The 26553-nt window shown below is 73.2% G+C and carries 16 protein-coding genes; 1 reads left to right on the top strand and 15 read right to left on the bottom strand.

Annotated elements, in window-relative coordinates; translation table 11 throughout:
* Positions 1–13: 13 nt before the first annotated feature.
* The 10 genes from BUE45_RS18650 to eccCa all read right to left on the bottom strand — a co-directional run bounded on the left by BUE45_RS18650 (position 14) and on the right by eccCa (position 15150).
* Complete coding sequence (locus BUE45_RS18650) at positions 14–2353, bottom strand: serine/threonine protein kinase (protein WP_073380634.1); 2340 nt, start codon at positions 2351–2353, stop codon at positions 14–16.
* Between the two features lie 38 nt (positions 2354–2391).
* Positions 2392–2703, bottom strand: coding sequence for a cytochrome b family protein (locus tag BUE45_RS18645; protein WP_073380633.1), 312 nt, complete (start codon positions 2701–2703; stop codon positions 2392–2394).
* A gap of 14 nt (positions 2704–2717) precedes the next feature.
* Positions 2718–3014, bottom strand: a complete 297-nt coding sequence (locus tag BUE45_RS18640; protein WP_073380632.1) for a WXG100 family type VII secretion target — start codon at positions 3012–3014, stop codon at positions 2718–2720.
* A 36-nt stretch (positions 3015–3050) separates the two neighbouring features.
* Positions 3051–3386, bottom strand: coding sequence for a hypothetical protein (locus BUE45_RS18635; protein ID WP_073380631.1), 336 nt, complete (start codon positions 3384–3386; stop codon positions 3051–3053).
* 135 nt (positions 3387–3521) lie between these two features.
* Positions 3522–4649, bottom strand: coding sequence for a hypothetical protein (locus BUE45_RS18630; RefSeq protein WP_073380630.1), 1128 nt, complete (start codon positions 4647–4649; stop codon positions 3522–3524).
* Between the two features lie 268 nt (positions 4650–4917).
* A complete protein-coding gene (locus BUE45_RS18625) occupies positions 4918–6093 on the bottom strand; it encodes a PQQ-binding-like beta-propeller repeat protein (RefSeq protein WP_073380629.1) in 1176 nt (391 codons plus the stop codon).
* A gap of 459 nt (positions 6094–6552) precedes the next feature.
* The gene (locus tag BUE45_RS18620) at positions 6553–7689 is read right to left on the bottom strand and encodes an outer membrane protein assembly factor BamB family protein (protein WP_178378573.1); all 1137 of its coding nucleotides are present in this window, start codon (positions 7687–7689) and stop codon (positions 6553–6555) included.
* Positions 7690–7843: 154 nt separating this feature from the next.
* Complete coding sequence (locus BUE45_RS32590) at positions 7844–10327, bottom strand: TPR repeat domain-containing protein (protein ID WP_073380627.1); 2484 nt, start codon at positions 10325–10327, stop codon at positions 7844–7846.
* A 30-nt stretch (positions 10328–10357) separates the two neighbouring features.
* Entirely contained in the window at positions 10358–10714 is a 357-nt protein-coding gene (locus BUE45_RS18610) for a hypothetical protein (protein ID WP_073380626.1), read from the bottom strand.
* 458 nt (positions 10715–11172) lie between these two features.
* Entirely contained in the window at positions 11173–15150 is a 3978-nt protein-coding gene (gene eccCa / locus BUE45_RS18605; protein WP_281256358.1) for a type VII secretion protein EccCa, read from the bottom strand.
* Positions 15151–15481: 331 nt separating this feature from the next.
* On the opposite strand from eccCa, the gene eccD reads away from it, so the two are divergent.
* Positions 15482–16816, top strand: a complete 1335-nt coding sequence (gene eccD / locus BUE45_RS18600; protein WP_073380624.1) for a type VII secretion integral membrane protein EccD — start codon at positions 15482–15484, stop codon at positions 16814–16816.
* Between the two features lie 479 nt (positions 16817–17295).
* Here the strand turns inward: eccD and BUE45_RS18595 are convergent, their stop codons facing one another.
* From BUE45_RS18595 to BUE45_RS31355, 5 genes are all read right to left on the bottom strand, one after another.
* A complete protein-coding gene (locus tag BUE45_RS18595) occupies positions 17296–17784 on the bottom strand; it encodes a GerW family sporulation protein (RefSeq protein ID WP_073380623.1) in 489 nt (162 codons plus the stop codon).
* A gap of 109 nt (positions 17785–17893) precedes the next feature.
* Positions 17894–19912, bottom strand: coding sequence for a WD40 repeat domain-containing protein kinase family protein (locus tag BUE45_RS32585; protein WP_073380622.1), 2019 nt, complete (start codon positions 19910–19912; stop codon positions 17894–17896).
* A 38-nt stretch (positions 19913–19950) separates the two neighbouring features.
* Positions 19951–22005 (bottom strand): serine/threonine-protein kinase, encoded by a 2055-nt coding sequence (locus tag BUE45_RS18585; protein ID WP_073380621.1) that lies wholly within the window; start codon positions 22003–22005, stop codon positions 19951–19953.
* A 12-nt stretch (positions 22006–22017) separates the two neighbouring features.
* Complete coding sequence (locus BUE45_RS18580) at positions 22018–24132, bottom strand: WD40 repeat domain-containing serine/threonine protein kinase (RefSeq protein ID WP_073380620.1); 2115 nt, start codon at positions 24130–24132, stop codon at positions 22018–22020.
* Positions 24133–24244: 112 nt separating this feature from the next.
* Positions 24245–26299 (bottom strand): protein kinase family protein, encoded by a 2055-nt coding sequence (locus tag BUE45_RS31355; RefSeq protein WP_084737477.1) that lies wholly within the window; start codon positions 26297–26299, stop codon positions 24245–24247.
* Positions 26300–26553 lie beyond the last annotated feature (254 nt).

Raw genomic sequence — 26553 nt, 5'->3', positions numbered from 1 at the left:
GGGATCACACCCGCTAGTCGCGGGGGGCCGGGGAGGGCGACGGGTCGGCCTCCGCTTCCTCCTCCTCCGCGGCCTCCTCCTCGGCTTCGCGCTCGGCCTCCTCCTCCGCCTCGCGGGCGGCGTCCCGGGCCGCGCCGCGGGCGGTGCACACCTCGGCGGCGGGGGCGGACGAACCGTCCACGGCGATGACGGTGAAGCAGTACTCCATCACCGTGTTCTCGGTGATGACCTGGGCGGACACCACCCCGGGGCCGGTCCGCGCGAGGGTCGCCGGGTCGTGGCCGAGGGGACCGCCGAGCACGAAGAAGGAAGCGGTGCCGCCGCTGTTGTCGGTCCAGCTGAGCATCACGTTGCCGAGGTTGTCCTGGAGGGCCACCGCGGAGGGGGCGGCCACCTCGGGCGGGGCCTCGGGGGAGACGACCTCGTCGGCGGGCCCGGAGGGCGAGGGCTCGGGTGAGGGCTCCACGGCGGCGGCCGTCTCGGCGACGGGCGGCGGCGACGTGGACGCGAACACGCCGGAGACGGCGGTGACCAGCAGGATGCCGCAGACGGAGACGGCGATGTGCAGGTGGCGGCGCCAGCGGGCGGGCGCTCCGCCGGGGACGGCGGGGGACCGGGAGTCGGCGGTCTCCTTCTCCTGCTCGATCTCGTCGATGGGCAGGAACGAGGACCGGCCGTCGCCGCTCCACCCCTCCAGCCGGGACCAGGCGCGCAGCGCCGAGATCTCCTCGCCGCGCAGCTTGGCCATCATGATCTCGGCGGTACCGCCGGCGTCGACGACGGGCGCGCGGTCTCCGGGCGGGGGGACGGGCACGGGGCCGTGCGGGGGGCCGCCGGGGGCGGGCGGACCGGGGGGCGGGTACCCGAACGGCGCAGCGCCGGGCGCCGCGGGGGCGGCGGGCTGTGCCGGGGCGGGACGCGCCCGCGGGGGCCACGCGGTCGCCGGGGGCTGCGCCCCGGAGGGGAGGGTGTGGGCGGGCCGGGCTCCGGAGGGGGCGGTGCCGTGGCCCGGCTGCGCGCCGGAGGGGAGGGTGTACGCGGGGTGCGCACCGGAGGGCGCCGACCCCGGGTCGGGCCGCGTGCCGGGGGGCCACGCGGTGGCCGGGGGCTGTGCCCCGGGGGGTGCGCCGGGAGGCCGAGCGGTGGCGGGCTGCTGTGCTCCGGAGGGGAGGGTGTGGGCGGGGTGGGCTCCGGAGGGCGCTGTGCCGGCGTTCGGCTGTGCGGGGGGCATCGGAGGACGTCCCGCACCGGGCGCACCAGGGGCTGCCGGCGGAGCCTCGGGCGCCCGGTCGGCCGCCGGGGTGTGGGCGCCGGGGGGCACGGGGGTCGTGCCCGGGGCGCCGGGCGGCTGTTCAGGGTGGTGCGGCTGCGGTGCGGGCCGTGCCCGGGAGGGCGTTTCCGGGGTCCATGCGGTGGCCGGGGGGTGCGCGCCGGAGGGGGCGTCGGGGGTCCATGCGGCTGCTGGGGTTTGGGTGCCGGAGGGGGCGTCGGGGGTCCAGCCGGCCGTCGGGGGCCGCACCCCCGAGGGGGGCGTGTGGGCGTTCGCGTCGCCGGAGTCCGCGGCCGGGCGGGTGATGCGCGCCTGCTCGAAGGCGTTGGCGAAGGCCGCGGCGCTCGTGTACCGCTCGCCCGGCTCCTTGGCCATCGCCCGGGTGAGCACCCCGCGCAGCTTGCGCGACACGTCGGAGCGCGGCACCGGCCGCACCTCGCGGGTGAGCGCCCGCTCCGCGTAGGAACGCGGCTCGAAGTCCCCCTCGGCGAACGGCGGCCGTCCCACCAGCAGCGTCCAGACCGTCGACGCCAGCTGGTAGACGTCCGACGCCGCGGTGCGCGGTTCTCCGCGCAGTGCCTCCGGCGCCGCGTGCTGGAACGACTCCGAGCGCGGATCGGGCGGCGGCGCGGACTCGCCCGCCCGGTGCACCGCGCCGAACCCCGTCAGCACCGGGGTGCGCCCCGCGCGCAGCACGTTCCCCGGGCACACGTCCCCGTGCAGCATCCCGCGCTGGTGCATCGCCTCCAGGGCCCCCGCGACGCTGCGTGCGACCGCCGCGGCCTCCTGCACCGGCGCCGGTCCCTTGTTCGCCAGCAGTTCCGCGAACGACCCGTCCGGGTAGAACGGCAGCGCCACGAACATGCCGCCGTCCGCGGTGCTCCCCGCGTCCAGCAGCGGAACCACGCCCGGCACGCCGCTGAGGTCGCGCAGCCGCTCCAGCTCTGCCCGCCCCCGGTTCGGCGGCAGCACCTTGAGCACGACGTCGGCCCCGCTGGCCGACCGGGTCGCGCGCACGATGCGGGCCCGGCGCCCCTGCGTCAAGGGGACCGGCGTCCCGTACCCGGGCGCCCATGAGGACATGAGAGAAAGGACTCCCTAGGTGTGGTGGTGGCGGCGGGTCAGGGCCGCGCGGACGTCTCCTGGGCGTTCACGCCCCACCCGCGTTCGGAGTTGACCTCCTGCTGTCGGCCGAAGGCCCCCACCAGGGCGATGACCCCGCAGATCAGTGCGACGAGGATCAGTCCGCCGATCACCGCGGGCCACACCTGCTGGCGTCGGCGCCAGTAGCGGCTGGACCCGTACAGCAGCGCGGACCGCAGCTGGCGGTGGCGCAGGGCGTCCGCCTGGAGGACGTACTTCTCCTCGTCGGGCGTGTAGTGGAACGCCTCGGGAAGCTGCGGCTCCGGGTCGGCCGGGGGTGGGGTGGACATCGTCGCAGAGCCTACTAGAACAGACCGTCCAGGTACCGGGTGAGCTTGCTGTAGTTGTCGGCGGTGTCGCCGGTGGCGGCGATCAGCGTCACGAACGCCGAGTTGACCTCGGAGAAGTGGGTGTCGAACTCCTGCGCCTTGCTCTGGAACTGCGCGCTGCCCGACCCCTCCCACTTGCTCACGGTGGACTCGGACTGCTCGTGGATCTGGCTCATGATCGCGGTGAAGCGGCCCAGGTGCGCCTGCTGGTCCTCGGCCAGGCCCTGGATGCCGGCGACGTCGCCGTAGACGTCGTAGTTGGAGGCTCCCACGGGGGTACGCCCTTTCTTCGTTCGGAGGGGTCGGGGTCAGGCGTTGATCGGCCGGGAAAGACCGCCCAGGTCACTGACGGACTGCCCGAGGACGTCACTGGATTCCTGGTCGGTGAGGTTGAACTGGCCCTGTCCCTCGTTCAACTTGATGCCGTTCTGGCCGCACCAGGTCATGAGCTCTTCGAAGCGCTCGGAGAGGGCCTGCTTGGCGTCGTTGAAGTCCGCGAGGGCCTGGCCCTGGAGGACGTTGGCGTCCTGGCTCATGTCATCGATGAGCTGGGACATCTGACCGCGGAGATTGTCGGATTCCTGGCCGAGCTGTTCTCCACCGGTGGAGAGGGCGTCATGGTTCTCAATACCGACGTGCGACATCTGAGCCTTTCCGGTCGTTCGGTTGCGAGGGCTCCTCCGAGTGGCTTTTCGGCCACGGTGATAAAGGAGGGGATATCACGGACGATAGTAACGTCCGAGTCCGTGGGTCAACGCGGGAACTCCGCCTGGAACGTCTCATTCCTGCGGGCTCTCCTCGGCGGTGACGGGGGTGCGCACCCAGCGCACGGCAAGCGGCCATCCGTCCATGGACGCGTCGTGGAACCGGGGGAACAGCTCCTCGGTCCCGGCGACCGCGCCGCCCTCGTTCAGGTCGACCCGGAACCATGCCGTGGGCGTCTGCGCCAGGACGGCGTCGCGTTCGGCGGGCAGCGCGTACTGCTCGACGGGGCCCTGGGCGTCCTCCAGGAGCCGGGCGGCGGTGTGCCCCTGGCCGTCGACGGACACCAGGTAGGCGCCCGCCGGGGAGCCGTCGCCGGTGTCGGCGGACCGCAGCAGGGCGGTGCCCGCGCCCCAGACGGGCGCGTCGTCGAAGCTCTGCCACTGGCCGCCGTCGATGGTCAGGGTGGCGTTGACGACGCTGTCGCCGGTCTCGCGCACCACCAGGTTCCCGGCGCCGCCGACCTGCCGGGTCTGCACGCTGTTGCGGATGTGCAGGGCGCCGTCCGGGGTGAGCGACCAGTCGCTGGGGCTCTGGTTCTCGCCCAGGGGGAGGGTGCCCTCCTGGTTGGGCGTGCCGGCGGGTGCGTCCAGGGGCACCGACATCACCCGGGGCGGGTTGGCGTCCGCGGGGGCGTCGGAGACGAACCACAGGCGGTCGCCGTGCACGGCCGGGGCGGACAGCACCTCCCCCGCGGGCGGGGTGACGCTCTCCACCGGCAGGTAGAAGAATGCCGAGGGCTCCTCGCCCTCGGACGGCTCGGCGGTGGGCGGGGTCTCCTCGGCGTCCGTGAGCACGGCGACGTGGACGGCGTTGGGCTCGCGGGTGGCGTACACGTAGTACGTCCAGTCCTCGGAGAAGCGGGCGTGCACCGGGGGTGCGGCGGCCATGGGGTCGACGGAGCCGTCGGGCAGGTCGAACCGGTGCAGCGGCTCCCCGGTTCCGGCGTCGTGGAACACCAGGGCCTGGTCGGTCTCCGGATCGCCGCCCCCGTAGCCGCGGTGTACCAGCGCCAGGCCCGCGGGCCCCTCCTCGGTGAGTTCCCCGACGGTCGCGGGGTCGTCCCCGCCGGGCTCGTCGGCGGCCGTGCCGGTGCAGGCGGTGAGCGCGAGCAGGCACACGGTGAGAGCGAAGGTGCGCCGCATGGGGGACTCTGCCTTTCAGGGGAGAACGGTGCCTGCTTCCGGTGTGTGCGGGAGGTGGGATGCCCCAGGGAAGATTACGGTTCGCATGGTCACAGAACATGCACCGGGGCGGCCGAAAAGGAACGCGGTACCGGTGCACCCGAGGTGGCGGGCCCGGTCCGGTCCGCCACGGTGTCCGGTTCCGGCCATCGGTCCGGGTGCGGGCCGCTGCGCGCACCCGTATGCCGTCCAGGCCCGGTGCGTGTACGTCGGAAACGGCGACGGGGGATCACGGTTCCGCGGTGGCCAGAGCTTCCGTGAGGTGGTTGAGACCGACGTCGCCGAAGAACTGGACCGGGTCCATCGAGGTGTGGAGGCGCGGCTCCCCTGCCTCCTCGGTGTAGGCGGCTTCGTCAAGGTCGTCGAAGGAAAGGACACCGTCCTCGATGAGGAGGGCGACACCCGCGTGGGCGGCGGAGGCCCTCATATGTGTGTCCGTCCCTACCAGGAGCATCCGGGGTGGTGAGTCCGTGTCCTCCGCCGGGACGGTGAGGTTCTCGGTGACGGAGGCGGCGGACAGGACCTCCGGGGTGCGGAACGTGCCGTCGTCTCCGTTCACATACAGGTGATCGGCGCCGAACTCCCCGCGCAGTGCCCGCTGTACGACATCGCTCGCGCCACCGCCCGAACTCCCGGAGTCCACTACGAGGATGTCCGGCGCCTGGTCCGGCCTCCCGGCGAAGGCGGTGTCCCAGGTGGTCTCACCCGTTCCCATCGAGAGTGCGACCAGGTGTCCCTCGTCCGTCCCCCGGCACTGGAGTGAAAGGTAGACGCTTTCGGCCTCGGAAGCCGTTCTCAGGTCGGCGATCGTGCCTCCGGAGGCCTCGCATCGGTCGGCGGCCTCGACACTCCAGACCTCTTCGGTCCCCCGGCTCCGATCCTGGGCGCTCACCCGGCCGTCCCCGTCGATGAGGATCCTGGTCCGTTCGGTCCCCAGGCCGTGAGCGACGGGGGCGTCGGCGTGCAGTTCCGCGGAACTGAGGATCTCGCCGGTGCCGGGGTCCAGGACGACTTCGACGAGAGGGGACGAGGGGCTTTCCGAAAGCGGATGGGTGACCACGAGGGCATCGGTTCCGGAGGGCAGGTCCACCGATACCTCCGTCTCCCCGTGTACGAGGTAGCGCCAGCGTTCTCCGCCATCGGGATGGCCGACCCCGACGACGCCGTGCGGCGTCACGGCGACGGCCCTGTCGCTGCGGCGGGCCATGGACGCGTCTCCGAGCCCGTCGGCGGGTTCGAGTTCTTCGAACTCCCGCAGCGTCGTGAAGTTCCCTTCGCCCCGGACACCGGCCTCCTCGGCGGTGATGTGGTCGACGGCGACCGGTTCGCCCGCGGTCCGTTCGCTCGTGCACGCCGAAGCCGTGAGTACGAGGGCGGAAGCCGTTATGAGGATTTTCTTTCTCATGGATATTTCTTCTTCTCCGGTGCCTCCGATGTATTCTTTATTAGATGCACCTCGGCTTCATGCTCTCCTGGTATCCGGTGGTGTAGGTTTCCACCACCGCTCGTATGTCGATATTCGGATGCGTTTCGCCGAGTGCGTTTTCGATCTCTGTCATGAGGGTTTCGCCCTTGTTCGAGTGCCCGGTCACCCAGTTGTTCGGCGAGAGGGGGAGGTCGAGGGCTCGTCCGCGCCAGCGTTGGGCAGGGGCCGCTCCCGCCGGCCCGGGAGCCGCCCGGGAACCGGTTGTGCGGGTGCCCGGATACGGGGGACCACCGTGGCGTTTCCGGAGCGGACCGAAGGGCGCAACCGGTGTGCTCACGTGGTCCGGGAACCCGCTGCCGCAAACCCGGGCATGCGGTGGCGATCGCCGGTGGCCGGATCCGGTGCACGGTCCCGGAGCACGGCATTCGGGCGCGGACCTCAGTGCAGCCCGACCAGTGCGGCCGTGGTTCCGTCGCTGGAGTGTTCTCGGAGGATGACGGCTCCGGGGACCGCCTCGAACGCTCCGGGCCCCAGCACCCGATCGACCTCCCTGAGCGACAGGGTCTCAGGAGCGACGACCTCGAACGGGACGGTGATCCTCTCACCGCCGTGTTCGGTCCCCCATCCGTGGACGACCGGTTGGAGGACGTCGTTCCCCTCCCCTGTCGGGCTGAGTTTCACAAGGGCCCCGGAAAGGGGAAGGTAGCCGGTGATCGCGCTTCCGGCTTCTTCCCTATCGACGAGGGTGCGCTCGATGACCTTCCCCGAGAACTCGCGCAGCTCGTACGAAAGGTTTCCGTCCCGGTCCTCCCGAACGGCGAGGTAACCGTCGGGCAGCACACGCAGCAGGTCGTTGTCCAGTGAGTCTTCGAGGTCGTCGGCGATGACCTCGCCGGTGGAGGCGTCCACGATGAGGGTGCCTCTGAGTGTCGAGATGTCCTGGTGGACCAGTACCTCTCCCGTGCCGGCGAGGTCGAGGTCGGTGGAGACTCCGAGGTCCTCGTCACGGGAACTGCGCCAGAGCTCCTCGCCCGATTCCGGAGAGAAGGAGACGACCTCCTGATCGCCGTCGGCACAGTCCTGAACGACGATGAACGCGGTGGGTGTGGTCAGGGCTTGCCGGACCTCCCCGGCCGGCCCGCCGTCGGAGCAGGAGGCCTCTGCTTCCCATGGTTCGCCGGAGCCTTCCCAGGGATCCATCGTCAGAAGGCCCTGGCCGTTCTCTTCGCTCATGGAGACCAAACCGGAGTTCAAAGGGATGCCGAGGCTTTCCAGGGACAGCTCATATTCCTCTCTTTTTTCATGTTCTTCGACTATTATTTTCCCTGAGGCGGCGTCCAGGACCGCAATTCCCTGCTCGCTCGATACGACCACTCGGGAACCGTCGGGTGTCGGCTCGACATCGTCCGTGGACTCGGAGAATCCATAGCTCCACAGTGTTTCCCCGGTCAGCGTGTCGATGGCGAAAGCCCCGCTGGACGTATGTGCGACGGCGCCGGTGGGTACGGGTATCACCTCGAATACGGGATCCTCCTCCGGGGAATTCCATTTCCATGCGACCTCGCTGACGGACACGGGGACGGGGGTCCCGTGCCGTGCGCTTCCGAAAACCTCATGAATTCCTTGGCGCTCGGACGCCTCATCGGTCGTCTGGCAAGCTGAGCAGGTGATGATCGCACAGGCCGAGGCGATCGCCCCGATTTTTCCTCTTCTTTTCTTCGATGGCATATCAGATCTTTTCTCGGGCGTTGTCGTAGGCTTGGGTGTAGGTTTCGAGTGCAGAGTCGGGAGAGATTCCATTTTCGAGCTCGGCATTGTCCTGTACGTATTGCCAGGCGTCCCTGAAGGAGTCATTCCTGGTGGCATCGTTCTCGAAACCGTCAAGGGATATGTAGTATGCTCCGTTCGAGTCCTGTGATACGAGGCCGGGGGCAAGGCTTTCCAGGTCTCTTCCTGTATTCGGGTCGTTTTCTACTATTTCTTGGAGTATTCGTGCCTGGGTGGTCTCGATGATGTGCCAGGGTTCGTACTCCTCGACGAGTCTGGGGGTCATCGGGTGGTCTTCGATATTAAAATGTTCCTTCGTGAAAATTTTGAAACCCTCTGCGACGACTCCGCTTCCGGGGAAGTTCATCTCTGAGAAAACGGACCCGGCCATATCGATGCCGTATCCTGTGACCTTGTTTATATGGGCGTTCGCCTGGGTGCTGTTGGTGGTCCGTGTCGCCGCCTCGTCGATGAGGGCCGCATCCACGAGTCCGCGGAGGATCCCCGCCTGGGCGGCGTCTCCAGTTGAAATTATTCCCAGTCCGCTATCGTCTCTATAGTCGGGGAAATCGTTGAGTGACTCGTTTCCGAAGCGAACCATATTCGCATAGATGTGTGCCGCCGAATTTTCATCTCCCATGGCCTGCTCAAGGAATGCGGAGCGCGAATCAGTCATCAGCACCACGCCGGTGCCGGGGTGGTATCCCGACTCGTCAAATGTGCTTACTTCGTCCCCCAAAGGGGTTCCGTTCTCGCTCGCGAAGGCGTCTATGTAGGTTGTGAAAAGCTCGGACCAGGCCCAGGCCAGGTTGGGGTTCAATTGGCCTGCGGATACATCGTTCCAGACCACGTCGACTTCTTTTCCATTTTTGTTCAGAGTCGTCCCTTCCATGCTGTGCCCTGTTCCTGAAATCGCACTGCCGAACTCCGGGTCCGAGAAGAGGTCCACGAATTCCACCAGTGCCTCCCCTCTCATCTCCTCGTTTTCGTCTCCTGCCTGCTCCCATATCCAGTCCGTCATCGCCCCGACGGCGGAGCCGTCATCCGGCCAGTCTTGGCGGTACAGGCCTCTGAAGGTCATCTCCGGATCGAGCCCGTAAAGGGGGTGCGCGTAGTCGCCCTCGCCGGTGATGATGGCGTGGTTGGCATTTTCATTCCTGGAGGAAACCTGTATCAGGTGCTGTGCGTCCACCAGATCGATGGTGAGGGGTTTGTTGATGCCTTCCGGGTCGTCATTCTCGGTGTCCCAGTCGTCGAGTTGCCCGGCGATCGTCTGTGTGAGGTTCACTGAGAATTGCTCGCCCCCTCGGAGGCCGGAGTCGGAGAAGTTCATCATCTCCGAGAAGATGCTTATGTGGGGTTGCCAGTCGAACAGGTCATAGTGTTCCTCGATTCCGGGACCCTCGACGGCGGCGATCACGCTTTCCGGAAGGCTGTGATAGCTGCCTCCGATCGATTCGTCGGATAGGACGAGAAGACCATTCCCCAGTGTGCCGAGCAGATTTTCCTTCAGGTCTTCTGGGATGTCTGTGCCATGCGAGGCCTGGATGGCTACCCCGAGAACCCCGGGATACTCCATGTTGGTCCCGTTCTGCTCCAGGTGGTCATAGAAATCGGAAAGGAATTCCAGGTGTTCTCTTTCCATGTTCCCGCCGCTCTGCTGCTTGGCCGCGGCAACCAGGGCGAGATTATTGATGATCGCGGTGACCTCTGTGACGTCCCCTTCGTACCCCCGGGGGGCATCTATGAAATCAGAGAAGTCTTCCGCTGCCTCTTCGGGCGAGATATCGATGGGGGCGGCTTCGACGTCCCCGCCGAGGTTGAAGTACGACCAGGTGATGTAGCCGTTCTCGATGAGGCGCTGGACCGCTGCGGGGGTGGGACCGTTCCTGAGGTCCTGGAGGAGGTCGACGGAGACGGAGTCCAGATTCGCGTAGGCGATGGCCTCCTCCCCCTCCAGCTCGTCGGCCAGGGCGCGGAGTGCGGCTCCGGCCTTCTGCGCGGGCGTTTCCTGCCCGACGAAGCGGAAGGCGGCCTCGGTCTTCTCCAGGTCCGCCTCATGGGCGGGCGCCTCTGCGTTCCACCGGTCGACGACCCTGCGCCGCTCGCGCTTGTACCCGCTGACGGCGTCGGCCCACTCCTCGGTGACCGCCGAGCAGAAGCGGAGGTTGGAAGCCACCTCCATCCAGACGGCCAGGTCCTCCGCGCTCAGAGCCGAGATGTCCCACTTGACGATTTCGGTGAACTCTTTCGCGGCACCGTCGAAGTCCTCGTTCAGGCCGTCGGCGCGGCCCAGGATCCGTCTCTCCAGCATGTTCACGTCTTCGGCCCCGGCGCGGATCTCGGAGACCTTCATGGGCGGGTCGTAGTGCATTTCCAGGGTGTACGTGCCCACCATCACGGCCTCGACGGTCTCGCCGTTGTAGGTCACGTCTCGCTGCGACATCGGTGTCGTCCTCCGCTGGGGGATCGGGGGTCAGAAGAGTTCGGCGCCCTCGGGCCGGTCGGGCCTGAAGTTGACGTCGGGCATCTCGGCCCAGGCCTCGGAGAACCGGTCCCCGGCCTCGTAGTCGTTCAGGGCGATCTCCGAGGCGCCCGCCTGGATGCCGTTGGCGAGCGAGATCCCGTTCTGCTGGACCTTGTGCACCTCGGGTTGGAGGTCGTCCCGTACGGCCACGTAGCCGGAGGAGATCCACCCCGTGTAGCCGGCCAGGTCGTCCATGAGCATGGTGAAGGTCTCCTCCAGGCCGACCATGGCCTCCGCCATGGCCTCGGCCTGGACGGCTTTTTCGGCCGCGGCCCAGGTATTGGCGCCGACTTCTTCCGAGCTCATCGGGTCGTTCCTCTCCGAACGGTTCGGGGTCCGGGAACCCTTCGGTCCCGGGTTCCGGCCGGCAGGGCGTACGTAGGCCCGCCAGAGGACATTGAACAGGGTCGATATCACTCCGGGTGTGCGGGCGTGTGCCCGTGTGGAGTGATCGCGCAGGTCGTGCGGGGATGGCCGGTTCCGGCCACCGGCCGTGACGGCGCCCCGCGGGAGGGCGCGGCTTTTCCGGCCCTGCCCCGGCGGACGCGCCCGAGGAGGGCGGGCCCTGCGGCGCCGTACCGCCGCGGGCGGCGGCCCCTCCGCCCCGGTCGACGGCGCGCTGGCGGCGGCCCGGTGCCGGCCGGCCGCCGCGGTGACCTGCACGGTCACGGGCGCGAGCGGGCTCCGCCACGCCCGGGCACACGGCCCCGGGAGCGCGCGGGAGGGACCGGGAGCGGGGAGGCCCCGCCCGCTCCCGGCGGCGGTCAGGCGGGGGGCTCGCTCCAGCCGACCTGGAGGACGTCCGGGCGCTGGCCGCGCCGGGCCAGCAGGGCGCGGCCCTGGGGGAGCTGGCGGGAGGCGGTGCCGTTGGAGAGGCGGCCCTCCATGCGGTCGCCGGAGAACAGCACGCCCGGGGTGGCCATGTCGTTGAGCGACTGGAGCACCGGTTCGAACATGGCGCGGGCGGCGCCGCCGGTGCGGCGGGCCGCGATCACGTGCAGGCCCAGGTCGGCGCCCTGCGGGATGAACGGGGCGAGCGGCGCCAGCGGGTTGGCGCGCGAGCCCGTCATGTCCATGTCGTCCACGACGACGTACAGGTCCAGGCCCTTCCACCAGCTGCGCTCGCGCAGCTGCTTGGGGGTGACGTCCGGGCCGGGCTGGCGCTCCTTGAGCGACCCGGCCAGGTTGCGGGCGACCGCGCCGGTCTGGTCGGCACTGGTGCAGTACGCCAGCAGGTACTCCTCCGGGACCAGCTCCAGGTGGCTCCGCCGGAAGTCCACCATGACGATGCCGATCTCGGACGAGGGCCGCCGCATGATCTGCTTGACCAGCCCGCGCAGCAGGGCGCTCTTGCCGCTCTGCGGGTCGCCGAACACCACCAGGTGGGGGTCGCGGGCGAGGTCGGTGGTGGCCGGGGCCAGGGTGCTCTCGGCCAGGCCCAGGACCAGTTCCAGGCGGCGGCCGCGGGGAGCGCGGCGGCCCTTGAGCAGCTCGTCCAGCTCCACGCGCGCGGGCAGGGTCTTGACGCCCTGCACCGCTCCCTGGGGCCAGCGCTCGCCGATGCGGGCGACCAGGTCGTCCAGCCCCTCGGTCAGGTCGGCGTCGGTCGCCGAGCCGTCCACCCGGGGCAGCGCCACGTGCGTGTGGTGCTCGCTCGCGGTCAGACCGCGGCCCGGGGTGTCCTTGGGGACCTCGTCGGCGACCTTGCGGCCGATCCCGGAGTCCATGGGGTCGCTGAGCCGCAGCTCGAACCGTCCGCCGAACAGGGCCTGGAGCCGGGACCGCACCTGGGAGGAGGCCGCGCCGGTGAGGACCGTGTGCACGCCCAGGGAGGGACCGCGGGTGGCGATGTCCATGAGGAACTCGTCGGCCTCGTCGAAGGTGTCCCGCACCGACGACCAGCCGTCGATCAGCAGGAACACGTCGCCCGCGACGCTCTCGGGCACCTTGCCCTCGGCGCGCGCCCGGCGCAGCGCCGCCGGGGAGTCCAGCTTGTACTTGCGGAACGCCCGCTGGCGCCGGTCGAGCTGGGCGCGCACGTCCACCAGGACCCGCTGCACCTTCTCGGGGTCGGACCGCCCGGCCACCCCGGCCACGTGCGCCAGCCCGTCCAGGGACTGGAGCCCGCCGCCGCCGAAGTCGACGGCGTACACGACGACCCGGCCGGGCGGGTACCGCCAGGCGAGGGAGGCCACCAGGGTGCGCAGCAGCGTCGACTTGCCGGACTGGGGCCCGCCCAGGACCACCACGTTGCCCTCGCCGCCGGTGAAGTCCAGCTCGGCGGGCACGGTGCGCTGCTCGCGCGGGATGTCGGTGAGCCCGAACACGGCCCGCATCTCCTCGGCCGGCGGTTCGACCCCTGGGCCCTTGGGCGCGCCCTCCCCCTCCGTGCCGCCCTCGCCCAGCTCCGCGAGCACGGTGTCGAGGGTGAGCAGCTCGGGCAGCGGGGGCAGCCACACCGGGCGCACCGGTGCCGCCCCGGAGGCGACCAGCCGGTCCACGATGACCTGGAGGATGGTCCGCTTCTCCTCGCGGGGAGCCTCCTGGCGGCCCTTGAGCGAGCCGATCAGCGAGTCCACGAGGGACCCGGCGCCGGTGACCTTGTCCAGGCCGTTGTAGGACAGCAGCGGGAGCACCGGCTCGTGCTCCTGCTTCTCCTCCCGCGTCGGCGGCTCGTAGGGCCCCGACACCATGGCGGCCTTGAACCGCTCGAACACGGAGGTGTCCACCTTCAGGTACCCGGAGCCGGGCTCGGGCGGCAGGTGGTAGGCGTCGCCCACGCCGATCGCCTCGCGGCTCTCCGCCTCGGAGAAGGTCCGCAGGCCGATCCGGTAGGACAGGTGCGACTCCAGGCCCTTGATCTTGCCGGACTCCAGGCGCTGGGTGGCCAGCAGCAGGTGCACGCCGATGGACCGGCCGATGCGCCCGATCGCCACGAACAGCTCGGCGAAGTCGGGGTGGGCGGTGAGCAGCTCGGAGAACTCGTCGATGATGATGAGCAGGTGCGGCAGGGGCTCCAGGCCCGGGTCGTTCTCCCGCGCCGCCTCGTAGGCGTGCAGGTTGGGCAGGTTCCCCGCGTCCTTGAGGATCTGCTGGCGGCGCACCAGCTCGCCGAAGGTGGCCTCGCGGAACCGGGCCACCAGGGAGTCGTCGTCGGCGAGGTTGGTGATGAGCCCGGAGCTGTGCGGCAGCCGGTCGGTGTCGGCGAAGGTCGCGCCGCCCTTGAAGTCCACCAGGACGAAGTTCAGGGTCTCCGGGGAGTGGGTCAGGGCCAGGGAGAGGACCAGGGTGCGCAGCAGCTCGCTCTTGCCCGAGCCGGTCGCGCCGATCAGCATGCCGTGCGGGCCCATGCCGCCCAGCGCCGACTCCTTGAGGTCCAGCAGCACCGTGTTGCCGCCCGGGCCGATCCCGATGGGGACCCGCAGGTAGTCGCCGGTGCTGCGGCGCACCCAGGTGCGGCGGGTGTCGAGGTGGGCGACGTCGGGCACGCCGAGGATCTCGGGCAGGCCGACGGTGGAGTGCATGGCGTCGTCGCCGTCGGAGGCCGCGATGCCGTAGGGCGCCAGGATACGGGCCAGGGTGGTGAGCCGGGCGACGTCGGCCCGGTCCGCCCGGCCGTCCAGCGGCGGGTGGACGGGCTCCCCGTCCTCCCCGGCGCGCGGGTCGCCGTCCTGGGTCAGGACCCCGTCGGCGTCGACGCGCAGCCGCAGGTCGACGGCCTCGGGCTCCTCGCGCTTGTCGGAGACCAGGGCGATGACGTGGATGCCCAGGTCGGCGAGGGACGCCACGGGCGGCTCGGCGGCCAGTCCGGACAGGGTGGACTGGTGCTCGCCGTCGAGGACCACCACGAGCCGCTGCGTGCCCGGGCCCGGCGGACGGCCGCGCCGCCGCTGCAGGTCCACGGTGCGGCGCTCGATCTCGTCGGCGAGGAGCTCGGCGGCCTGCACGGTGTTCCCGGCCACCAGCCGGGCGGGCATCGGCCCGTCCAGGGCGTCGTCGAACGTGTTGTGCGGCAGCCACTTGAGCCACTCCCACCGGTCGCGCAGCCGCTGGTCGCGGACCACGCCCACCCGCAGGTCGTGCGGTGAGTGGAACACGGCCAGCTGGGCGACGAGCGACCGGACCAGGGAGCGTCCCGCGGCCCGGTCGCCGACCACCGAGACCACGCCGTACTCGCGCAGCGGAAGCACCAGCGGCATCTCGGGCACGTCCGCGTACAGCTCGATGAGCTGGTCGGCGGCGCCCTGGCAGACGGGGTCGTAGACGATGAGCGGGGAGGAGGTGTCGACCTTCAGCCGGAGCCGCCGGGCCAGCGGCCGGGTGCCCGAGCCCAGGCGCGCGTCGAGGAAGTCCGGGTCGGTGGCGCGCCGCTCCCAGCGCCGGGCGCGCGACCGCGCCGGCTCGGTGAGCAGGTCGGGCGGGGGATGGCGGAACGCGTTGTCGGCGCGCTGGGTCGAGGCGACCTCGCGGACGATCTCGCGCAGCTGGTCCAGGTAGTCGAGGTAGCGCTCGCGCTGTTCGCGGATGCGCTTGCGGGGGCCGTTGTGCTGGGCGACGAACATGATGATGCCCACGACCACGCTGGCGAGCATGATCATCACCCCGGCGACGGCCATCAGCGGCCGGTGTCCCATGGTGATGGACATGAGCAGCGACCCCGAGCCGGTGATGATCGGCATGATGATCATGGCGCCCGAGCTCGACGCGGGCGCGTTCTCGGGCATCTGCGGCGGGGCCGCGATGACCAGGGGCGATGTCCCGGGGGCGGTGGGAACGCTGCGAGCAGGGCGGGGTACGGTCCTCGTCGTCACGGGCACCTCTCTTCCGTCCGCCTACGGATGGCTGGCGTCTGGGTGACTACGCTGGAACGTGTTCCGCGGAACACGCCGCCTCGCGGCCGCCGGGCCGCCCGCGCCGTCGGCACGGGCGCCGAACCGCACGAGGGCGTCCGCGGGCACGTCCTAGGCATGATCTCGCGAACGCCGCGAATCGCCTAATTTCGCTTCAGTCCCACCCCCGACCGGCCACGACGCCGCGATGGCGGCAGGCCGAGACGACGAAGGAACGATAGGTGTGAGTGGATACTGCCGCGTGACCGTCACCGGCCCGGAGCGCTGGGCGGACCTCGCCCTGCCGGGGACGGTGCCCGTGGCCGCGCTGATGCCGCGCATCGTTGAGGTCTGCGCCCCCGACACCGAGGCGCTGGAGCCCGCGGCCTGGACGCTCACCACGGTCGACGGCTCGCCCGTCCACCCGGACGAGCCGCTGGAGGGCGCCGGGGTGCACGACGGCGACGTCCTGCTGCTGGAGCGGCGCACCGCCCCCGGGCGCCCGGCGCACGTGGACGACGTGCGCGGCGCGGTCGAGGATCGCGTCGACGGGACCGCGAGGATCTGGAACCCCACCACGACCTTCGCCTTCGGCCTGCTGGCCGCAGTGATCGGGCCGCTGGCGGTGCTGGGGGTCGCGCTGCGCCTGCACCCGTCGTCCTGGCACCTGGCGGTGGCGGTGCTGGGCACGCTGTTCGCGGTCGCCGCGATGCTGGCCGCCGCCCGGCGGCCGCTGCCCGCGGTCGCGAACGTGCTGTTCGCCGCCGCGTGCGTGTGGGGGGCGGTGGCCGCGGCGGTCGCCGCGGGGCTGGTCACCCGCTCCGAACCGCTGGTGACGCTGGCGTTCGCCCTGGTCGGAGCGCTACTGGTGGCGGCGGTGGGCTGGGCGCTGCACGAGACCGGCCTGCCCTACATCGCCGGGCTGGGCGTGGTGGCGCTGGCGGCCGCCGTGCTGGTCGTGGTGGGCATCTTCGTGTCCCCCGTGTACGGGGCGCGGTCGATGGGCATCGCCCTGGCGCTGTGCGTGGGCGTACTGCCGCGGGTGGCGATGGTGATGGGCGGTCTGTCGGGCCTGGACTACGAGGTGGGCCGCTCCGGGCAGGTGGCCACCGAGCGGTTCGAGGACACCTTCACCAACAGCGACCGGCTGCTGCTGGGCATCGTGTCGGGTGCGGCGGTGACCGGGGGCGCGGTCGTGGTCCTGCTGGGGGCGATGGCCGCAGGGCTGCCCGACCTGCTGCTGTGCGGGCTGCTGTCGGCGCTGCTGGTGATGCGCTCGCGCCTGTTCGACCGGATCAGGCACGTGCTCCCGCTGCGCCTGGCGGGGCTGGTGGGCTTCGGCGCGACCGGGTTCGCGGTGGTCGGCGAGTACGGGTTCCTCGCCGCCTGGCTGCCCGTGGCGGCACTGCTCGCGGGCATCGTGCTGGCCTCGCTGAGCTGGGTGCGCCTGACCGACGTGCCGCGCGCGTCGCTGCGCCGCCTGCTGAACTGGACGGAGGTCCTGGTCGTCATCGCGATGTGCGGGGTTTTCGCCTGGGGGATGGGGCTGTTCGCCCTCGTCGCCCGCATGACCGGCTGACGTCCGGGCCCTCCGCGCGGGGCCGCCGACGGGTCCGCGGAGTGCGGGGGCGCCCGCACGGCCCGGCGTCCGCGCGGTCGCCGCGGGTGCGCGCCGGGGGCCGGAGGGCGGCCGTGCCCGCCGGAGGACGGAAGATGCGGGTGCGGTCCTCATGGGTGTGCGCCGTGGGCGGGCGCCGGGTGGTGGCCGCGCCGGGTGGGGCGCGGCAGGCAAGTGTGGTCGCCGTTCTTGCTGCGGGTACGTGCCGGAGGCGGTGCAGACCGGAGCGCGGTGGGCGAGCGCCGGGTGGCAGCCGTGTCCGCCGGAGGGCGGGAGACCGGGTGCGGTCGCCGTGGGCGGGCGCCGGGTGGTGGCCGGGCGGGGCGCGGGAGGCAGGTGTGGTCAGCTTTGTCGCCGCGGTCACGTTCCGGGGGCACCTCCGCGCCGTCCCGGGGTGCTCCGGAGCCACCTCCGCGCCGCCCGCGCTCCCGGACGGCGGGTCACTCCCGCGGGCGGGGCTCCGCGCACGGCTCCTGCGCCGCGGTCCCCATCGCGCTCGCGGCGACGGCGGCCCGGGCCGCGATGCGGCGCCGCCGCCGCACCTCGCGCAGGGACACCCCCACGATCCGGGTGGCCACCACCGCGCCGATCACCGCCAGCGGCAGCACCAGCGCCGTGGCCGGCTGCCGGATCGACTCGAAGCGGGCGCCGGAGCCGTCCAGCACCAGGAACCCGGCCGGGCGCGCCCGCAGCGCGCCCACCCCGCCCGCGCCGTCGCCGTCCGTGGCCAGGAAACGGCCCGAACCGCCCCCCATCAGGGTCAGCGCGGCCACCCGGGCCACCGGTACGACCGTCGTCGCCCCGTCGGAGACCGGCGTGCCGAACACCGTCCCGGCCCGCGCCGACCCGCCGGTGCGCTCGACCAGCTCGGACAGTGCGGCCACGGCCGGGTGGCGTGCGGCGCGGCGCGCCGCGGCGGATTCCGACATGTTCGTCCCCCTGACAGGTGAAGCGGACTTTCACGCTATAACGCCCGCCAGCGTGCGCAGGGGCGGTCGCCGTCCGCGGCGCGTTCCGGCCGCGCCCGGCGGGGCCGGTTCAGAAGAGCGGCTCCCCGGGTTCGAGGGTCCTCGGGTCCACCGGGACCACCCGATCGCCGGGGGTGAGGACCATCAGCACCTCCCCGCCCGGGTGCTCGGCCACACCCCGGAACCTGAGGGGGTCCTCCGCGCCGGCCAGCAGGTCCTCCCCGCTCCCGACGTCCCACACGTACGAGGTGTGCCGGGCGACCGCCTCCCCGCCGCCCTCCGGTTCCTCGAACACGTACCAGTCCGCGTACAGCCGCTCCCCGTCGCGGGACGGCTCCAGTTCCGCCAGGTGGGCCATCGGGTCGCTCCCGAACCCCTCCATGGGGAACGCCCGCACCTCCCGGCGCCGGACGTAGTCCCACCACACCACCCGGTCCCCGGAGACGTGGAGCACCTCGTCCGTGCCGGGCACCACCGCGAACCTCGGCGAGCCCAGGTCCCGCACGGTGTGCAGCTCCCCGCCGCCGCGAGCGTCCCACACCCGCAGGGTCGAGCCGTCCGCCGTGACGGCCCGGTCCCGGTCGGGCATGAGCACCGCCCCGGCCGAGCGGTCGACCAGTTCGGACACCTGCTCACCGGTGGCGGTGTCCACCAGGCCCACGTGGGGCGTGTCGACGTGGGAGTCGATGGCGAGCACCAGCAGCGAACCGTCGGGGCTGAACCCCACGTGCCGGGCCTGGTCCGGGTCGTCCACCCACAGCCGGTCGGGCCCGACCGGCCCCCGCTGGGGGCCCAGGTGCTCCACCGTCGTCCCCGAGGGCAGGTCGAACGTGGTCGCCATGGTCACCGGCGCCTCCATGCCCTCGAACTCCCGCTCCACCCCGGCCGCCAGAAGGCAGCCCGTCGGCGAGAACGCGGGTTCCAGCAGCGCGCCCGCCTCCGGCAGCCGGGCCACCTCCTCCCGGGCCCGCCAGTCCCAGACGCTCAGCCCCGCGGTGGTGGCCACCGCCAGCAGCTCCCCGCTCGGGTCGAACGCCAGGTGCAGGGCCCGGTCCTCCTCCCCGTCCAGCGCGTCCTCCGGGGCCGGGTAGGCGACCCCCTCCGAGCAGGGGGCGCCCCCGGTCACCGCCGGGCCCCCGGCGGTCTCCTCCCCCCGGCCGCCGTCCCGCCAGGCCCACACGCCCGCGGACGCGAGGGCGGCCAGCGCCACGGCGCCCGCCGTGAGCGCCGCGGCCCGCCGACGGCGGCCCCGAGGTTCCGCGACCGCGGCCGGTGCGTCCCCGGCGCCCCCGACCAGCTCCCGCTGCTCCCCGGCCCGGGCCCGTACGGCGGCCAGCACCTCCGGCGGCCAGGGGTCGGCCGCGCGCGGGCCGCCGAGCATCCGCACCAGGTCGGCGGCGCTGGGCCGCAGCACCGGGCTGTTGCGCAGGCAGGCGTCCACCAGGCCGCGCAGTTGCAGCGGCACCCGGGGCAGCCCCGCGGGCCCCTCCCGGCCGCTCGCGGCGTACGACACCGTGGCCGCCCACGCGAACACGTCGGCACCCGGCCCGCTGCCCCCCTCCGGGGCGGCGAACGACGGGTGCGGGGCCCGCAGCTCCGCCTCGGCGACCGCCCACTCCAGGCCGGGGTCGCACAGCAGCGCCCGCTCCGTGGTGACCAGGACGCCGTCCGGCCACAGGGACCCGTGCGCCCGGCCCGCGGCGTGCACGTCGTCGAGCGCCAGCGCCAGGTGCAGCGCCAGCGCGTGCAGGGCGTCCGTGGACAGCGGCCCCGTCCCGGCGACCAGGTCGGTGAGCCCCATGCCGTAGGGGCGCTCCACCGCCACCCACGGCACCGCGCCGCGCAGGTCGGCGGCGAGCACCGCGCACACCCGGTCGCTCTCCAGCCGGTACCCGGCCTCCACCAGCTCCGCGAACACCGACCGGAACCGGGCGTCGGTGGCGTGCTCGGAGCGCACCACGCGCACGGCGGCGGGCGGACCGCCCGCCGCGGAGGCGAGGTAGACGCGGGCGTAGGCGTCCTCGCCCAGGCGGCCGTGGAGCCGGTAGGGGCCGACGGAGGGCGGGTCGTGCGGGTGCAGGGGCTGCATGGTCCCTCAGGGTGTTCCGGGGGCGGTACGGGTGCGGGTCAGCCGATGCGGTCGATCAGCCGCATGCGGACGGGGTCGATGACCCAGACGGGCGCGTTGTCGATCGGGACGGCGGCGAGCACCTCGCCCCCGGGGTGGACGGCGAACCACTGGACGAACCCCTCGTCCCCCTCCTCGGTGACCTCCCGCCCGGTGGACAGCTCCCACACCTTGGTCCCGTACAGCGGCAGGTCCTCCTCGGTGATGACGAAGCCCGACCCCTTGTAGTTGGCGTACACGCGGTCCGCCGCCGTGTTCACGGCGATCTCCGACAGGGTGCCGCCCTCGGGGACCTCGGCGGTGAACTCCCCGACCGGCTCCCCGCCGGGCAGCGAGGTGCGCACGATCCGGCCGTCCTCCGCGACGTGGAACATCTCCGGTCCGGTGAGCGCCACGTTGGCGCCCATCGTGGAGTGCACGCCGTCCAGGGTCAGGACCTCCTCGCGGGTCCCCGCGTCCCAGACGGTCAGCACCCCCTCGAAGTCCAGGCCGACCACGTGGGCGCCGTCGGGGGTGGTCCGGAGCTCGTGGGCGGTCCCGTCCGCCCTGTAGACGCCCAGGACCTCGTCGGTCCGGGCGTCCACCTCGATCACCGAGGAGTCCGACCGCGGGTCCGAGTACAGAAGCGTCCGCCCGTCGGCGCCGAAGGCCACCGCCTGGACCTCGTTGCCCTCCTGGAGCACGCGGTGCTCCCCGGTCTCGACCGTGATCAGGTGGACGCCGTCGTCGTCGGCGTAGGCGATCCGGCACCCGTCGGCCGCCACCACGGGGTCCACGCCGAACCCCTCCGTCCCGATCTCGATGAGCCCCAGCTCGGTGCCCTCGCGCCAGTCCCACAGCGCGATGCCGCCGTCTCCGCCCGCCACCAGGACGTCCCCTTCCGGGGAGAACACCGGGGTGAGCACCTGGGAGGTGGGGGCCAGGGGCCGCTCCCGGGCGGCGGCGGCGTACTCGGGGGCGATGTGCTCGGACAGGTCGCACCGCGTGCGGGAGCCGGGCGCCTCCTGAGACTCCCCGCCCCCGGCCGAGGACACCGCGGCCCAGGTCCCGATCCCGCCCGCCAGCGCCAGCGCGGTGGCGGCGGCACCCGCGGCCAGCAGCCGACCGCGCCGCCTCCCGGCCCGCTCCCGCGCCGCCCGGTCCAGGGGGTGGGCGTACGCCGACGCCTCCACGGCCTCCCGGTACTCCCGCTCCGTCGCCGCCAGCAGCGCGGCGGCGGCGGGCGGCGGCCAGGCCGGGTCGGCCGCCCCGGCCCCGGTCGGGCCGCCCAGCGCCTCCAGCACCTCGCCGGTGGCGGGCCGCCGTGCCGGGTCCTTCTCCAGGCAGGCCGTCACCAGCGGGCGCAGGGAGTCGGGCACCCCGGTCAGGACCGGGTCGTGGTGGGTGATGCGGTACAGGACCGCCGACGGGTGGCCCTCGCCGAAGGGGCCGCTGCCGGTGAGCGCGTAGACCAGCACCCCGCCCAGCGCGAACACGTCGGACACGGCCCCGCCCGGCTCGCTGCGCACGTTCTCGGGGGCCATGTAGCCGGGGGTGCCGATGACCCGGCCGTCCTCGCCGTGGGCGTCCCCCAGGGCGCCCGCGATGCCGAAGTCGATCACCTGCGGGCCGGAGGCGTCGACCATCACGTTGCCGGGCTTGAGGTCGCGGTGCACCCGCCCGCCCGCGTGCACCCGGCCCAGCGCCTCGGCGATGCCCCGGCCCAGGAACCGGACGGCCTCCTCGTCCAGCGGGCCGGCGACCTGCACCAGGTCGTGCAGGGAGGGCCCCACCACGTACTCGGTGGCCATCCACGGGGTCTGGCCGGAGGGGTCGGCGTCCAGGACCCTGGGGGTGTGCGGGCCGTGCACCCGGCGGGCCAGGTCGAGTTCGCGGGCGAACCGGCCGCGGAAGTCGGGATCGTAGGCGTACTCGGCGCGCACCACCTTGACGGCGGCCACGGCGCCGTCCGGGCCGGTGCCCAGGTACACCCGGCCCATGCCGCCCGCGCCGAGCAGCGCCCGGATCCGGTACGGGCCGACGGTGCGCGGATCGGCGGAGGTGAGCGGTCGCACGGCGGTCGCCTCCTAGACCAGCTCGCCGACGACGGCGTAGTCGCCGTCGAGGATGAGGATCCGGCCCCCGCCGTCGGCGACGACCGCCAGGTGCTCGCCGTCCGGGTGGGCCGCCAGCGGCCCGTACACGGGCACGTCGGCGTCGCGCACCAGGGCGCCGGTGGCCGGGTCCCAGACGCTGCCCCGGTCCTCGGACCACCCGTAGGCGGCGCCGTAGAGCAGGTCACCGCCGGGGGAGTAGCCGAGTCCGGTGATCCGCTCGTGCGCGGCGTCGGGGGCGTCCATGGTGCGCAGCACCTCGCCGGTGGCGACGTCGACGACCCGCACCAGCCGGTCCCGGTTGTGGACGGCCATGGTCCGGCCGTCGGGGGAGAGCGCGGTGTAGCCCATCACCCCGGCCTCGCCCTCCAGCGTGTACACGGTCGCGCCGGTCCGCGCGTCCCAGACGGTCACGTCGGCGGGGTCCTCGCCCCAGTCCGACACGACGCCGACCAGGTAGGCGTCGCCGACCGCGAACTCCAGGTCGGCCAGGCCGCCGTCCACCGGGATCTCCACGCCGGCCGGCTCACCCGTCCCCGTGTCCCAGATCTGGAGGAGCCGGTCGCCCTCCGGGGTGCCGCCCTCGGCGGCGAGCACGGCCAGCCGGGACCCGTCGGAGGTGAAGGCGGGCATGTCGTAGAAGCCGAGGTCCCCGTTGTCGTAGCCGAGCCGGGTGACCTCCTCGCCGGTCACGGCGTCCCACAGCGCGACGTACCCGCTCTCCAGCCCGTAGCCGACGGCGGTCAGCCCGTCGGGGCGCAGGTCCGCCGCCTGGGGGGCGGGGGAGGCCAGGGACCGCACCAGCTCCCCGCCGCGCCAGTCCCAGGCCGACACCCCCGACATCCCGAAGACGTAGAGGGTCTCGCCGTCCTCGGAGAACACCACGTCGTAGATCCAGCCGGACAGGGGCGACCCCCCGTCCGCGGGCGGCGCGCCGGACGGGTCCCCCGACGGGCCGGCGGAGGCGGACTCCGGCGGCCCCGCCCCCGGGCCCGTGGCCCCGCGGTCGGGCAGGGCGAGCGCCAGGGCCGTGCCGCCCAGCAGGACCGCGGCCGCCGCCGCGGACACCGCGGTGACGCGGCGCCTCCGGCGCCGGCCGCCGCCCGGTGCCGGTCCGCCGTCCCCGGGCGCGGGGGCGTCCCCGGGCCCGGGGAGGGGCGCCGGGGGGCGCTCCATCGCCTCGGTGGTGCGCTCGGCCTCCTCCACCGACCGGGTGCGGCCCCGGTGGAGGTCGATCTGCTCGGTCACCGGGGAGGGCAGCCAGCCGTGCTCGGCCGAGGGCAGCGGCAGCGCCGACAGGGCGGCGAGGATGTCGGCGGTCTCCGGGCGGGCGGAGGGGTCCTTGGCCATGCAGCGCGCGAGGATGTCGCGCAGCGGACCGTCGGGGGCCGCCGTCAGGTAGGGCGCCTCGGACATCACCCGCCGCAGCACGTCGAAGGCCGGGCCGGGGCCGAAGGGCGGTTCGCCGGACGCCGCGAACAGCACCGTCCCGCCCAGGGAGAACACGTCGCTGCGGGGGGACACCCCCTCGCCCACCACCTGCTCGGGCGAGGTGTAGGCGGGGGTGCCCAGGGTCTGCCCGGTGCGGGTCAGCACGGTGCCCTCCACCGCGCGGGCGATGCCGAAGTCGATCACCTGCGGGCCGCGCGGGGACAGCAGCACGTTGCTCGGCTTGAGGTCGCGGTGTATCAGCCCGGCCCCGTGGATGGTCTCCAGCGCCCGTGTCAGGCCCAGGGTGAGGACCAGCAGCGAGTCCGGGGGGAACGGCGAGCCGGCCAGCACCGCCTGCTTGAGGGTGGGCCCCGGCACGTACTCGGTGGCCATCCACGGGACGTCCGCCCCGGTGTCGGCGTCCACCACCGCCGGGGTGAAGGGACCGCGCACCCGGCCTGCCACGCGGACCTCGCGGTCGAACCGGGCCCGGAACAGCCGGTCGTGGGCCAGGTCCTCGCGCACCGCCTTGAGCGCCGCCAGGTGCCCGCCCGGCGTCCGGGCGAGGTAGACCCGGCCCATGCCGCCCTCGCCCAGGCGGGCGAGGAGCCGGTGCGGTCCGACGCGCTGGGGGTCGGCGGGGGACAGAGGTCGCACGGCGGACACGTTCCTCACGGGTGCGGGGTACGAGGACGGGGAGGGTCCACCGCCAATGTAGCGGCCCCGTGATGAACCGTGTGCTACGTGGCCGGACCCGGACCCGGGGTGATCACCCGGTCAGCAGGCCCATGAGGGTCAGTTCCATGTCGTACACGGCGATCTCGCCCGTCTCCTGGCGCACGCCCGCCAGCCTCGACCCGTCGGGGGAGATCGCGATGGGGTACAGCGCGGGAGGGGTCCACCGGGTCTCCTCGGGGGCGCCGCTGCCGAAGTCCCACACCGCCAGCCCGGCCTCGGTGGTGCCCGGAGCCAGCAGCGCGGCCAGGACCAGGTCGCCGGAGGCGCTGTACACCACGTCGACGGGGACGGCGTTGCCCTCGGGGGGCACGAACTCCCGCACCTCCCGGTCCGTGGACGGGTCCACCAGCAGCACCCGGTCGCCCCGGGGGATCAGCACGCCCCCGGCGCCGGGGACCACGTCGTAGGCGCCCGCGCCCGCGCCGCTGCGGTCCCGGACCACCCCGATCCGGTGCAGGCCGTCGGCGCGCCAGGTGACGACCCCGCCGCCGGTCTCCCCGGCCGCGACCGTCTCCCCGTCGCCGGTGTAGCGCACGTCGCCCAGGCCGCCCGACCCGGGCAGCGTGCCGGCCGGCTCCCAGGTGGAGGTGTCGTACAGGTGCAGGTACCTGCCCTCGGGATCGCTGTCCGTGGCCAGCGCCAGCTCCCCGCCGCCGGGATCGAACGCGGCGCCCTGCACCACGGCGTCCGCGGCCACCGTCCGGCTCCTCCCGGTGGCCAGGTCGGTGACCACGGCCCCCTGCCGGGAGGGCTGGGCGACCAGGCAGCCGTCGGGGCCGAACGCCGTCGGCGCGGGCGGCAGGAGCGGGTGCTCGTTGGGCAGGTGGGCCACGGCGAGCGAGGACCGCCAGTCCCACAGGGTGACCCCGTCGCCGGTCGCCACGGCCAGGGTCGCCCCGTCCGGCGAGAACGACAGCTCCACCAGGGTGTCCGAGAAGACCGTCTGCGGGTCGGCCGGCGGCGGCAGCGCCTCGACGACGCCGCCGCGCGGCGGACAGGACGGGGCGGCGGGGCCGGACGCCTCCCGCGGGCCGGACAGCGCGTACACGCCGACCGCCGCGATCAGCAGCAGGACCGACACCAGGGCGCACAGCCGCAGCAGGGTGCGCCCGCGCGGGCGCGGCCCGGCGGCGGGGTTCGCGGGGGAGGGGTCCGGGCCGTGCTGCGGCAGCGGGCCCAGGGCGGGGGCCGCCACGGAGCGGTAGGACTCCTCGTTGCGGGCCACGGACGCGCGCGCACGGGGCGGCAGCCACTCCGGCGCCGGGGGCACCTCGGGCAGCGGCCCGCCCAGCTCGTCCAGCAGCCGCGCCGCCGTGGGCCGGTTCTCCGGGAGCTTGTCCAGGCAGGCGCCGACCAGGCCCCGCAGGTCCTCGGGGAGGCCGGCCAGGTCCGCGGGGTCGCGCAGCACGCGGCGGACCACCGCCGCCGGGGTGTCCGCCGCGGAGGGCGCCGCCGCGCCGAAGGGGTCCCGCCCCGTGGCCGCGAACAGCAGCACCGCGCCGAGCGAGAACAGGTCCCCGGCGGGGAGGACGGTGCGCCCCGCCAGATACTCGGGTGCGGTGTAGGCCGGGGGCCGGGCCGCCCGCCGCGCCGCCGAGTCCGCCAGCGCGCGGCCGATGCCCAGGCCGATGAGCCGCGGTCCCGCGGCGTCCACGAGCACCGTGGCCGGGGACAGGTCGCGGTGGACGCAGCCCCGGTCGTGCAGTCGCTCCAGGGCCTCGGCCAGCCCGCGGGCCAGCAGGAGCAGGGAGGACCCGGGCAGCGGTCCGGCGCCGCGGACCAGGTCGCGCAGGCAGGGGCCGGCGACGAACCCGGTGGCCACCCAGGGGCGCTCGGCGGACAGGTCGTGGCCCAGCAGGGGAGGGGTGAAGCGGCCGCGCGCCCTGGAGGCCCGGGCGGCGTCGCGGGCGAACCCGGTGCGAAAGCCGGGATCGGCGGCGAACTCCCCGCGCACGGCGCGCACCGCGGCGGGGCGGCCGGCGGAGTCGACACCCAGGTACACGGCGCCCAGATCGCCGGAGCCGAGGTGGGCGATCAGGCGGAAACCACCGAGACTGTCGGGCTCATCGGGGGTGAGGGGGCGCATGGGTCCTCTGGGGGGTCCAGGGGCGGATGAGGACGCGGTCGGGACGAGAGGGGTAGGGGACACCTTAGTCCGTCGACGGCGTCGTTAGGGAACGATTCGGGACCAAGGTCTTTCTCGGACCCGTTTATCTCGCCTGGATCGGGTATGCCGGTGATCGCCGATGATCTTCTGGGTTGGATGTGACGTAAGAGAAGAAAGTCCCCTCTTGGGGGGACTGTCCCGGTCATGGCCCGGGGCGGGCCTCCGGGGGCGGC

It is taken from the genome of Nocardiopsis flavescens (genome assembly GCF_900141985.1).
Lineage (GTDB): Bacteria > Actinomycetota > Actinomycetes > Streptosporangiales > Streptosporangiaceae > Nocardiopsis > Nocardiopsis flavescens.
Note: the sequence above shows the minus strand (reverse complement) of the source record. Positions and strands in the feature narration are given on the sequence as shown.